Origin of the sequence: Staphylococcus sp. KUGN1 (genome assembly GCF_045984185.1) — a bacterium.
Lineage (GTDB): Bacteria > Bacillota > Bacilli > Staphylococcales > Staphylococcaceae > Staphylococcus > Staphylococcus warneri_A.
This window is the reverse complement of sequence record NZ_JBJQIL010000004.1, coordinates 31,197-44,638: the sequence shown is the minus strand read 5'-3', so window position 1 is coordinate 44,638 and position 13,442 is coordinate 31,197. Positions and strand designations below refer to the sequence as shown.

The window sequence follows — 13,442 nt, the reverse complement described above, 5'->3', positions numbered from 1 at the left end:
GTATTGAAACTGATTCAATTTTCATACACGCTTTATTTTTTATGGAATAAGATAGTTATCAATATGAATCGAAAATTAAATTAATGTTTGAACATCTACTGATTGTGAAATAATAAATAAGTAATTATACACATAAAATGAAGGTGATAACATGAGTGTCTTTTCTAAAGAGGATAAAATTCAAATATTGTCAGATATGATTGAGATCAATACTGAAAATGATAATGAACTTGAAGTATGTAAATATCTTAAATCATTATTGAGCAAATATGACATAGATTCAAAAATTCTAGAAGTGGATGATAATCGTGCTAATTTAATAGCTGAAATTGGTGATGGGTCGCCGAAGCTTGGTATCTCAGGGCATATGGATGTTGTTGATGCTGGGGATCATAATGAATGGAAGCATGATCCATTTAAATTAACAGAAGAAGATGGTAAATTGTACGGTCGAGGTACGACTGATATGAAGGGCGGTTTAGCAGCATTAGTTATTGCTATGATTGAAATTAAAGCGTCAGGTCATCTACAACAAGGTTCAATTAGATTAATGGCTACTACAGCAGAAGAAAGAGAAATGTCAGGGGCAGAGAAACTTAAAGAACAAGGCTATGTTGATGATTTAGATGGTTTAATTATTGCCGAACCGTCAGATGGCTTCGTATTTTACGCCTCAAAAGGGTCCATGGGATTAAAAGTAACATCTAAAGGCGTGCCCGCACATAGCTCATTACCATCACTGGGACATAATGCGATTAATACCCTCATTGAATTTATTCAAAAAATTAAAGAAAAGTATGATGATATCAAGAAAAACGAAGGAACACATGCACTTGATGTTCACCCATTTATAGATGAATTTTTTGGAGACCAAGTTGACGATAAGACGGAAGAAAAAGTTGAAGACGTAGCAGCAGGACTGGTTATTGTTAATTCGATTATACGAGGTGGAGAACAATTTAATACAGTTCCTGAAGAAGCCTATGCTGAATTTAATGTGAGAACTGTACCTGAATATGATAATCGAGCCATTGAAAAATTATTTAAAGATACGATAGAAGAGGTTGATAGTGACAGACTTTCTTTAGAAGTGACTGTCGATCATCAAACCGTATATTCTCAAAAAGATAACACGTTAGTACAAAGCTTTTTAGATTATAATAATGAATTTAAAGTATCTGGTTTAGTTGGGGCGACTGATGCAGCAGAATTATTAGTAGATAAAGATGAAGACTTTGATTTAGCTATTATTGGCCCAGGTCATATGACTATGGCACACAAAACAGATGAATATGTTTATAAATCAAGATATTTAGACTATACAGATATGTATCAACAAGTAATGTTGAATTATTTAAACAAAACCAAATAAAGGAAAGTGAGATGAACTAAGATTATTGCGGGAATGAAATGCAATAATCTTAGTTTTTTTATGCTGGAAATTGTCAGATAAATTACATACGTAGTAATAATTAATATGAACAAAATGATTAAGTTGCGTAGCTACCCTTTTGAAACCCATTACAATGATAACACAACAATTTTACAAAAAATGTTGGATTATTATGATTCATTTACAAAATCTTAACATTGCCCACAAAAGCTTGTTTGTTTGTTAGAGTGTGTCTTGTCGTTATTTAACGAAGAAAAAACTTATATGTTTATAGAAAATTGAAGGTAGCCACGAGATAATAAACAAAAAAGCTTTATCATTCTTAGGAGGATATTTAAAATGAAAAAAATCGCTACAGCTACAATTGCAACAGCAGGTTTCGCAACATTTGGTTTAATGCAACATGATGCAGATGCAGCAGAAAACAATAACGGATATAATCCTAATGACCCTTATTCATATGAATACACATATACGATTGATCAACAAGGTAACTACCACTATGATTGGAAAGGTAATTGGAGTCCTAGCCAACAACAAGGCAATAACAATAGTTATTCATATGGTAACCAAGCTACTCAAAACTACAATTCAAATAACGCTACAAACAATAATCAAAATACACAATCTTACACAACTGACAATACCAATAATCAAGGTGGCGGATTAGGTGCTGATTATTCAACATCAGATAAAAACATCAAAGTGACTACACAAAATGCGCCATCTTCAAATAACTCAACTGCATTTTCTGGACAATCAGGTTCTGGTTCAAATGCGTATACTGCTGGTCAATGTACTTATTATGTATATGACAAAGTTGGCGGTAAAATTGGTTCTAATTGGGGTAACGCAAGTAACTGGACAAACGCAGCAGCACAAGATGGTTATAATGTAAGTAATTCACCTAAACAAGGTGCAATTATGCAAACATCACAAGGTGCATTTGGTCACGTTGCCTATGTTGAAAATGTAAATAGTGATGGTTCAATCAAAGTTTCAGAAATGAACTATAATGGTGGACCAGGTAACGTTTCAACTCGTACAATTTCAGCTAGCCAAGCTGGTTCATACAACTACATCTCATAATGATATATGTTTAAATGCGAACTCGAAATAATATTTAATATTATTTCGAGTTCTTTTTTTGTTTTGGATTAAATTTTTAATGTGTATGACATATTTGTCATGCTATTAAATTCGTGCATCCATGGGGTTTTATTATTATTTGACATACTTCAATTTTCAAAACAATGATTTCAAAAATTGAATGATTATTTTTATAGTTGTTCATGAATTAGTAATAAACTTATGACAGTTTAGTTAAGTCATCGATTATACATTGTAATACTATATATTGTGTTTTAAATTTTAAATAAGCACTATATATAGAAAAGAGTGGTAAGATGAATCAACTAGAACAATCATTAACTGGTTTGATTGAGAAGGATCCAACTATCGTAAATGAGAATGCTAATAAAGATAGCAATACCTTTTCGACTATGCGCGATTTAACGGCAGGTATTGTTTCAAAATCATATGCTTTAAATTATTTATTGCCTAAACATATTGCTGAGGCGCATCAAAATGGTGACATTCACTTTCATGATTTAGATTATCATCCATTCCAACCATTAACAAATTGTTGCTTAATTGATGCAAAAAGTATGTTGAAAAATGGCTTTGAAATAGGTAATGCCAATGTAACCTCCCCAAAATCTATTCAGACAGCGTCAGCACAACTTGTGCAAATCATTGCTAATGTCTCTAGTAGTCAATACGGCGGATGTACAGTGGATCGTGTAGATGAATTGTTGAGTGAGTATGCACAACATAATGAACGACATCATCGTGAAGTAGCACAGGCCTATGTTAAAGCTGAGCAGCTAGAAACATATGTAGAGCAACAAGTTACTAAAGATATTAATGACGCCATTGAAAGTTTGGAGTATGAGATAAATACATTATATACCTCGAATGGTCAAACACCATTTGTTACATTAGGCTTTGGTTTAGGAACAGATACATTAAGCCGTAAAATACAACAGGCGATATTGAACACGAGAATTAAAGGGTTAGGTAAAGATCGTGTCACTGCCATTTTCCCTAAATTAGTATTTTCAATTAAAGATGGTATTAATTTGAAAAAAGCTGATCCTAATTATGACATCAAACAACTTGCGTTAGAATGTTCAACAAAACGTATGTATCCTGATATATTAAATTACGACAAAATCGTTGAACTATTAGGCGATTTTAAAGCGCCGATGGGATGTCGATCTTTTTTACCAAGTTGGCGTAATGAACAAGGTGAAAACGAAAATAATGGCCGTTGCAATTTAGGTGTTGTCACTCTCAATTTACCAAGAATCGCGCTTGAATCACAAGGTGACATGACAACGTTTTGGAAAATTTTTTATCACAAAATGACGTTGATGCACGATGCTTTAGTATATAGAATAGAGCGATTAAAAGAAGCGACAGTTAATAATGCACCTATCTTATATAAAAGCGGTGCGTTTAAATATAAACTCGATGATCATGAAGATGTAATGGCGCTATTTAAGAATAAAAGAGCTACGATTTCCATGGGATACATCGGATTATATGAAACTGCTACAGTCTTTTATGGTCCTAATTGGGAACATAATGATGAAGCCAAAGCATTTACAATTGAAATATTAAAAGAAATGCAATGTCTTCAAAAGCAATGGACAAAACAATATGACATTTGGTTCAGTATATACAGTACACCTAGTGAGTCATTGACTGATCGCTTTTGCCGTTTAGATCAAGAACGATTTGGAGATATTCCAGATATTACAAGTAAAGGTTATTATCAAAATTCATTTCATTATGATGTAAGAAAAGATATTACGCCATTTGAAAAATTAGATTTTGAAAAAGATTATCCCTATTATGCGAGTGGTGGCTTTATCCATTATTGTGAGTATCCTAAATTAAATCATAATATTAAAGCACTAGAAGCGGTATGGGATTATGCTTATGATAAGGTAGGATATTTAGGTACTAATATTCCAATAGATCACTGTTATGAATGTGGATTTGATGGAGATTTTAAATCAACACCACAAGGCTATCAATGTCCAGAATGTGGTAATGATAACCCTGAAACGGTCGATGTTGTTAAACGGACATGCGGTTATTTAGGTAATCCAGTACAACGACCTGTGATTGAAGGACGTCATAAAGAAATGTGTGCTCGTGTGAAACATATGAAGGAATCTTAATCATGACACCTATATTAGGAATAGAACATGGACAGGGATATATAGCCAAAATTGAAACACATAGCTTTGTAGACGGTGAGGGTGTACGGTGTAGTGTGTATGTTTCGGGATGTCCATTCCAATGTCTAGATTGCTATAACAAAGCGGCACAACATTTTAAATATGGTGAACCATTTACAGAAAAAATATTACAAGAGATTCTCTCATATTGTGAACCGGGTTATATTAGTGGCTTAAGTATTTTAGGAGGCGAACCCTTTTGTAATTTAGATGTGACATTGAGACTCGTGCAAGCATTTCGACAAAGATTTGGACAGACCAAAACAATATGGATTTGGACTGGGTTTCAATATGAATATCTTTCACAAGATAAGGGGCTACGTTTTGAATTATTAGAATATGTAGATGTGTTAGTTGATGGCATGTTTATCACTCAGTTATATCGTCCTAATCTACCTTACAAAGGTTCTTTAAATCAAAGAGTGATTGATGTCAATACATCATTGCAACGACACCAATTGTGTGAATACATTTACAGTGGTCCATCGACGAGTCACAGTTTTTAATCATGTTATAAATCGATATAAAAGGGAAATGTAATTATAAGAGTAAAGATTCAATATAGAGAAGGTGAGACAGTATGTGGTTATTAATAGGTAAATGGATGATTGCCATTGGTCTTATCGTAGGTTCCATTATTGAAGAAACGATTTATAAAAAACGTCGACAAGCACGTAAAACACAACAATAATAAGACAATGAATCATATGGGCAATAACTACAATGTGTAGTGTTGCTCATATATTTTTTTGATGTAAATCTAATTTATAATTGTTAACAATTTTTGACGATGTTGAAATACTAGATATATCAGTCTTAAAGACTCGTTTTGATTGATGAAATAATACTTTTGATTTTGTAATCAAATATGAAAATATATACTTATCACATGTTTAAGTGATAAAATATCAATGTTACTAAAAATTAACATCATAAGAGAGTTAGGAGTTCCTAAATTGCTACTGTTTATAATAGAAATTATGATTATGATTTTAGCGGTGTTACTAGGTTTAAGAACAGCCGGAGCACTTGGTTGTGGCATATTTGCCATTGTAGCGCAACTGATTATGATTTTTGGCTTTCAATTACCACCTGGTTCGGCACCTGTCACAGCTGTGTTAATTATTCTTTCAATAGGTATTGCAGGTGGCACGTTGCAAGCTACTGGCGGTATAGACTACCTTGTATATATTGCATCTAAAATTATCGAGAGATTCCCAAAATCAATTATTTTTATTGCACCAATGATTGTGTTTGTCTTTGTCTTTGGTATTGGTACTGCCAATATTGCTTTATCATTAGAACCTATTATTGCTAAGACAGCTCAAAAAGCAAACATACAACCTAAAAAAGCACTTACTGCATCAGTACTCACTGCGAATTTAGCACTTTTATGTAGTCCGGCTGCATCAGCAACAGCTTATATTATTTCTGTATTAGCTGGTTACGATATTTCTATGGGTAAATATTTAAGTATCGTATTACCAACTGCGATTTTGAGTATGCTTTTATTAAGCGTATTCTGCACATTTGTTGGCAAAAATAATTCAATATCATCACAAAAGTTAGTTGAACTGCCAGAAGAGACTTTACCTAGTGAATTTTCTAAAAATGTGAAATTCGGTGTATTAGCATTCTTGATATGTGTGTTAGGTATACTAACATTTGGGATATTCCCTCATTTAATGCCATCTTTTAATGTAAATGGTAAAACGGTCAATGTTGAAATGACAGATATTGTACAATTCTTTATGTATTTAAGTGCCGCAATTAATCTATTATTATCAAAAATTAATACGTCAGATATTCTAACATCACATATTTCTCAATCAGCATTTGGCGCATTGTTTGCAGTATTAGGTCCTGGTTGGTTAGGCGCTACTATATTTAATGCACCTAATAATTTGAAAATATTAAAAAATGATATTGGCCAAGCCATTAGCAGTGTACCTTGGCTAGTCATCATTCTCGTATCAGTAGTAGCGATGATCGTGATTTCTCAAACAGCGACTGCATCCATTATGGTGCCAATTGTAATGAGTCTAGGTATTCCACCCATTTATTTTGTCGCCATGGTTCAAACACTTAACGTTAACTTTGTGATCCCAGCACAACCCACTATATTATTTGCAGTTGAATTGGACGAAACAGGCAGAACAAGACCTACAAGTTTTATTATTCCAGGATTCTTTGTCATTATCGTATCAGTTGTGATTGGTTTTACATTGAAATTATTATTAGGATACTAACCATTGATGATTTAAACTATCTTTCACGAATTAAGTGAGAGATAGTTTTTTTGTAATAAAGCACATTTATTAAAAGAAACTGAAATAAATAAAAATTCTATTTGTATGCATAAAAATTCATAGTTTTAAAGAAGTTAAGTTTGTTCAATTCGTTAAATCTAAATTTAACACTGTTGTCACAACAATTGATTGTGAAAGAATAATCGTCAGAAATTATATAATTATTCAATATTGGGATTGTATTTCTTTGTATGTAATTTGCATTATTATTAAATGTTCGTTATTGTCAATTTTGTGAATCAATTATATTTGAACGTGGAACTTAAGAACATCAAGATTCATAAATCATTTAGTATTAGGGGGATCACGATTGAGAAAAGAAAAAGTTATGGACTGGACGACCTTTATAGGTGTAGTCATAGTGTTACTTTTAGCTGTTATACCTATGATGGTTTTCCCGAAAGCAAGTGAGACAATTATTACAGATATCAATAGTGCAATTTCTAACTCGATTGGTTCTGTTTATTTATTCTTAGGATTAGCTATTTTTTGTTTCGTTTTATACATAGCATTTGGTAAATACGGTAATGTTACTCTAGGTAGAGCGAGTGACAAGCCGGAATTTAACACATTTACTTGGGCAGCCATGTTATTCTGTGCAGGTATTGGTTCAGATATTCTATATTGGGGTGTAATTGAGTGGGCATTCTATTATCAAGTGCCACCTAATGGCGCTAAAAGTATGTCCGATGAAGCACTACAGTATGCGACGCAATACGGAATGTTCCACTGGGGTCCGATTGCATGGGCGATTTATGTATTGCCAGCATTACCAATTGGTTATTTAGTGTTCGTTAAAAAACAACATATATATAAAATTAGCCAAGCGTGTAGACCTATATTAAAAGGACAAACAGATAAGTTTGTAGGTAAACTTGTTGATATCTTATTTATCTTCGGATTATTAGGCGGTGCAGCGACCTCACTTGCCTTAGGTGTACCTTTAATATCAGCAGGTATTGAAAGACTTACTGGTCTGAATGGCGAGAATATGATAATGCGTTCAATTATTTTATTAACTATCACAGTTATATTTGCCATTAGTTCATATACAGGATTGAAAAAAGGGATTCAAAAGCTGAGTGACGTCAATGTATGGTTATCATTTATCTTATTAGCCTTTGTCTTCATTATTGGACCAACTGTATTTATTATGGAAACTACAGTGACTGGTTTAGGGAACATGATGCGAGATTTCTTCCATATGGCCACTTGGGTTGAGCCATTTGGTGGTATCGGTCATCGTAAAGAGACACATTTCCCTCAAGATTGGACGATATTCTATTGGTCATGGTGGCTAGTGTATGCACCATTTATTGGTTTATTTATTGCTCGAATTTCAAAAGGTAGAACTCTAAAAGAAGTCGTTCTTGGTACAATGATATATGGTACGTTAGGTTGTGCATTATTCTTTGGTATATTTGGTAACTATGCCGTTTATTTACAAATTTCTGGTCAATTTAATGTGGTTGATTTCTTAAATCATCACAGTACAGAAGCGACTATCATTGAGGTAATGCATCATTTACCATTCCCAACTATAACGATTGTCTTATTCTTAATTTCAGCATTCTTATTCTTAGCGACAACATTTGATTCTGGTTCTTATATTTTAGCAGCTGCTTCTCAAAAGAAAGTGATTGGGGAGCCATTAAGAGCGAACAGATTATTCTGGGCATTTGCGTTATGTTTATTGCCATTCTCACTAATGTTAGTGGGTGGGGAACGTGCACTAGATGTACTTAAGACTGCATCGATACTTGCGAGTGTACCATTAATCGTCATATTTATATTTATGATGGTCTCATTCTTGATTACTTTAGGACGAGATCGAATCAAATTAGAAACACGTGCTGAGAAATTAAAAGAGGTTGAAAGACGTTCACTACGAATTGTTCAAGTGAAAGAAGAAGAACAAGACGATAATTTATAACATATTAAAAAGGCTAAAGGATTGATATCCTTTAGCCTTTTACTTATCTTCGTGTTCTGGAATAGGGAAGTATTTAAAGATTTCTCCTGTTTCTAAAGCTTCGCTAAGTTGTGCTAACCATTCGTAATACACCTTTGAATGATCGAGTTGTGCTTTCACTTTATCAATATCTTGTCTTTCTTCATCAGTTAAATCACTGTTGTTTAAGAGAGGATTTAAAATAGCTTCAGCATCTTTAACTGCTTCCATGTTTGTATCGATTTCTCGTTCCCATTTTTTTGTGAAGAAATTGCGGAAGAAAGTAAAGAAGTCTTTTTCAGCAATGAAATGTTGCTTTCTGCTACCTCTTGTAAATTGTTGTTTAACGATGTCATATTCTTGTAGTTTCTTTACACCTGCACTCATGCTAGGTTTACTCATTTGCAGTTGTTGTCTCATTTCATCTAGTGTCATACTTCCTTCAAACACCATGATACCGTATAAGTTACCAACACTACGATTAATGCCATACAAGTCCATTGTTTCGCCAATGGAATTAATTACCAAGTCTTTGGCTTCTTCGACTTGAGATGTGTAGTTTTCCGAACGTATCATGACTGTACCTCCAAAAAGAATTATTTCATTTTACCACGTCTCAACATAAAGTTAACATGATTTCATCTTTTATATGCTAATCAATTATATAATTTTATTTAAAAAAATGAAAAGCAAGGTTTTAGAAAAATTATTTTGTTTTATCTCGTTGTAAGAGCGCTGTTTGAATCAGCTCAAAAAGGAACACTCTAGCTAAAGCTAGTGCGTAAGAATATCTAACTTAATAAAATTAAGAGTGATTCTTTATTCTCCAGACCTTTTGACGGCTTCCAAAAAGCAGGATTTTCGGCTGAAATACTCACGACGCATAAAATTTGAAAAGCAATTTTATTTATCGTTCGAATCAGCTCAAATCCTAAACGCTTTTCTTCAGACCTTTTGACATGTTTTCGTTTTATATGCTAACATATTTCTGTAAAATTCGTTAAATAAAAATTTAACAAACTTAACGGAGGTATTTTGATGGAACTTGTAAAGCGCTTGTCAAATCGTCAATTCATTGATGGTGAATGGGTAGATAGCTCAAATAAAAACACGAGAGATATAATAAATCCTTATAATCAAGAAGTTATTTTCACGGTAGCTGAAGGAACAAAAGAAGATGTAGAACGCGCTATTTTAGCGGCAAGACAATCATTTGAAGATGGTGAGTTGTCCTCAGAAACAAGTGAAGTCAGAGGTCAAAAAGTAAGAGCCATTGCAGATAAAATCAAAGAACATCGTGAAGAATTAGCAAAATTAGAAACATTAGATACAGGTAAAACGTTAGAAGAATCTTATGCAGATATGGATGATATTCATAATGTATTTATGTATTTTGCGGGATTAGCTGATAAAGACGGTGGCGAAATAATTAATACGCCAATTCCTAATTCAGAAAGTAAAGTCGTTAAAGAACCAGTAGGCGTGGTGACACAAATTACACCTTGGAACTATCCTTTATTACAAGCATCATGGAAAATCGCGCCAGCATTAGCAACTGGATGTTCACTTGTTATGAAACCAAGTGAAATTACACCACTAACAACGATTCGAGTATTCGAATTGATGGAAGAAGTAGGTTTCCCTAAAGGTACAATTAACTTAGTTTTAGGTGCTGGTTCAGAAATTGGTGATGTGATGTCAGGTCACGAAGAAGTGGATCTTGTATCATTTACAGGTGGTATTAAGACTGGTAAACATATCATGAAACAAGCAGCAGACCATGTAACGAACATAGCATTAGAACTTGGTGGTAAGAATCCAAATATCATTTTTGATGATGCAGATTTTGAATTAGCAGTTGACCAAGCATTGAATGGTGGTTATTTCCACGCAGGACAAGTATGCTCAGCAGGTTCAAGAATATTAGTGCATAACGACATTAAAGAGGACTTTGAAAAGGCACTCATCGATCGTGTTAGCAAAATTAAACTTGGTAATGGTTTTGATGATGAAACAGAAATGGGTCCAGTGATTTCAAAAGAACATAGAGATAAAATTGAGAAATATATGGAAGTTGCCAAAGAAGATGGCGCTACAATCGCTATTGGTGGTAAACATCCTGAAAGAGAAGATTTACAAGCAGGCTTATTCTTTGAACCAACTGTAATTACGGATTGCGATACATCTATGCGTATTGTACAAGAAGAGGTATTTGGACCAGTTGTTACAGTAGAAGGATTTTCTGATGAAGCAGAAGCCATTCACTTAGCTAATGATTCTATTTATGGATTAGCTGGTGCTGTATTTAGTAAAGATATCGGTAAAGCACAACGTGTTGCTAACAAATTAAAGCTAGGCACTGTATGGATTAATGATTTCCATCCATATTTCGCACAAGCACCATGGGGTGGATATAAACAATCAGGTATCGGCAGAGAACTTGGTAAAGAAGGTTTAGAAGAGTATTTAACATCTAAACACATTCTAACAAACACTAATCCAGAACCAGTTAACTTTTTCAGTAAATAAAACATAATAATGAAACAGAGGTTAGAGTGACGTATGTTATATGGGTTGCTCGACCTCTTACATATATCAGTACCATTCAAGATAACAATGAAAGAGATGTATACAAACAAAAATTGATTTCGGAGGTTATACGTGATGAGTAGAAAACACGATTCATACGATTACATCATTATTGGTGGCGGTAGTGCAGGATCAGTATTAGGTGCAAGACTAAGTGAAGATAAAGATAAAAATGTATTAGTATTAGAAGCGGGACGTAATGACTATTTCTGGGATCTATTTATTCAAATGCCAGCTGCGTTAATGTTCCCTTCTGGTAATCCATTATATGATTGGATTTATCAAACTGAAGAAGAACCACATATGGGACGTAAAGTAGACCATGCAAGAGGTAAAGTATTAGGTGGTTCAAGTTCAATTAACGGTATGATTTATCAAAGAGGTAACCCAATGGACTATGAAGGTTGGGCAGAACCTGAAGGTATGGAAACTTGGGACTTTGCACATTGCTTACCATACTTTAAAAAATTAGAAACAACATATGGTTCAGCGCCATATGATAAATATAGAGGACATGATGGCCCAATCAAATTGAAACGTGGTCCAGCAACTAATCCATTGTTCAAATCATTCTTTGATGCAGGTGTTGAAGCAGGATATCATAAAACACCTGACGTGAATGGTTTCCGTCAAGAAGGATTCGGTCCATTTGATAGTCAAGTACATCATGGACGCCGTATGTCAGCATCAAGAGCTTATTTACGTCCAGCTATGAAACGTAAAAATTTAGATGTGGAAACAAGAGCATTTGTAACTAAAATTAATTTCGATGGTAGAAGAGCAACGGGTGTCACTTACAAGAAAAATGGTAAAGAAAGAACAATTAATGCCAAAGAAGTTATTTTATCTGGCGGTGCTTTCAATACGCCACAATTATTACAATTATCAGGTATTGGTGATTCAGAATTCTTGAAATCTAAAGGTATTGAACCTCGTGTTCATTTACCTGGTGTTGGGGAAAACTTTGAAGACCACTTAGAAGTTTATATTCAACATGAATGTAAAGAGCCTGTATCATTACAACCTAGTTTAGATATTAAACGTATGCCATTTATCGGCTTACAATGGATTTTCGCACGTAAAGGTGCTGCAGCTTCTAACCACTTTGAGGGTGGTGGTTTCGTACGTTCAAATAATGAAGTGGATTATCCTAATTTAATGTTCCACTTCTTACCAATTGCAGTACGTTACGATGGTCAAAAAGCACCTGTCGCACATGGTTACCAAGTGCACGTAGGTCCAATGTACTCTAATTCACGCGGTAGCTTGAAAATTAAATCTAAAGATCCATTTGAAAAACCAAGTATCATCTTTAACTATTTATCAACAAAAGAAGATGAACGTGAATGGGTAGAAGCTATTCGAGTTGCAAGAAACATCTTATCTCAAAAAGCGATGGATCCATTTAATGCTGGAGAAATTTCTCCAGGACCATCTGTTCAAACAGATGAAGAAATTTTAGATTGGGTACGTAAAGACGGTGAAACAGCGTTACATCCTTCATGCAGTGCGAAAATGGGACCTGCATCAGATCCAATGGCAGTTGTAGACCCACTAACAATGAAAGTACATGGTATGGAAAATTTACGCGTTGTTGATGCATCAGCAATGCCTAGAACAACAAACGGAAATATTCATGCACCAGTTTTAATGTTAGCTGAAAAAGCTGCTGACATTATTCGCGGTAGAAAACCATTAGAACCTCAGTATGTAGATTATTATAAACATGGTGTTCATGATGAAATGGCTGGCGCTAAAGAAAACGACCCATTTTATAAACATTAATTTTTTCAATCAATCACTTCGGTATGACATGATTCATATCGAAGTGATTTTTTATATTGTCATAATCATATCTTTAACAATGTAAAGTGTGACACAACAATAAA

Annotated in this window: 9 protein-coding genes; 8 read left to right on the top strand and 1 reads right to left on the bottom strand. The window is 33.9% G+C overall.

Annotation, left to right across the window (positions count from 1 at the left end; translation table 11 throughout):
- The first annotated feature begins 151 nt into the window (after nt 1–151).
- From ACJQQZ_RS09860 to ACJQQZ_RS09835, 6 genes are all read left to right on the top strand, one after another.
- A complete protein-coding gene (locus ACJQQZ_RS09860) occupies nt 152–1,372 on the top strand; it encodes an ArgE/DapE family deacylase (RefSeq protein WP_145506370.1) in 1,221 nt (406 codons plus the stop codon).
- Nucleotides 1,373–1,732: 360 nt separating this feature from the next.
- Complete coding sequence (locus ACJQQZ_RS09855) at nt 1,733–2,482, top strand: CHAP domain-containing protein (protein ID WP_145506367.1); 750 nt, start codon at nt 1,733–1,735, stop codon at nt 2,480–2,482.
- 317 nt (nt 2,483–2,799) lie between these two features.
- Nucleotides 2,800–4,644, top strand: a complete 1,845-nt coding sequence (gene nrdD, locus ACJQQZ_RS09850; protein ID WP_145506364.1) for an anaerobic ribonucleoside-triphosphate reductase — start codon at nt 2,800–2,802, stop codon at nt 4,642–4,644.
- Nucleotides 4,645–4,646: 2 nt separating this feature from the next.
- Nucleotides 4,647–5,210, top strand: coding sequence for an anaerobic ribonucleoside-triphosphate reductase activating protein (nrdG, locus tag ACJQQZ_RS09845; RefSeq protein WP_002452079.1), 564 nt, complete (start codon nt 4,647–4,649; stop codon nt 5,208–5,210).
- 450 nt (nt 5,211–5,660) lie between these two features.
- Nucleotides 5,661–6,953, top strand: a complete 1,293-nt coding sequence (locus ACJQQZ_RS09840) for an anaerobic C4-dicarboxylate transporter family protein (protein WP_186364170.1) — start codon at nt 5,661–5,663, stop codon at nt 6,951–6,953.
- A 370-nt stretch (nt 6,954–7,323) separates the two neighbouring features.
- Nucleotides 7,324–8,946: a BCCT family transporter gene (locus ACJQQZ_RS09835; RefSeq protein WP_145506361.1), complete on the top strand. Its 1,623-nt coding sequence runs from the start codon at nt 7,324–7,326 to the stop codon at nt 8,944–8,946.
- Between the two features lie 39 nt (nt 8,947–8,985).
- Here the strand turns inward: ACJQQZ_RS09835 and cudC are convergent, their stop codons facing one another.
- Nucleotides 8,986–9,540: a choline uptake/conversion transcriptional regulator CudC gene (gene cudC / locus ACJQQZ_RS09830; RefSeq protein ID WP_049423152.1), complete on the bottom strand. Its 555-nt coding sequence runs from the start codon at nt 9,538–9,540 to the stop codon at nt 8,986–8,988.
- Nucleotides 9,541–10,002: 462 nt separating this feature from the next.
- On the opposite strand from cudC, the gene betB reads away from it, so the two are divergent.
- Together betB and betA are read left to right on the top strand one after the other, a co-directional pair.
- Nucleotides 10,003–11,493 (top strand): betaine-aldehyde dehydrogenase, encoded by a 1,491-nt coding sequence (gene betB / locus ACJQQZ_RS09825; RefSeq protein WP_145506358.1) that lies wholly within the window; start codon nt 10,003–10,005, stop codon nt 11,491–11,493.
- Between the two features lie 135 nt (nt 11,494–11,628).
- Nucleotides 11,629–13,338 (top strand): choline dehydrogenase, encoded by a 1,710-nt coding sequence (betA, locus tag ACJQQZ_RS09820; protein WP_145506355.1) that lies wholly within the window; start codon nt 11,629–11,631, stop codon nt 13,336–13,338.
- The last annotated feature ends 104 nt before the right edge of the window (nt 13,339–13,442 follow it).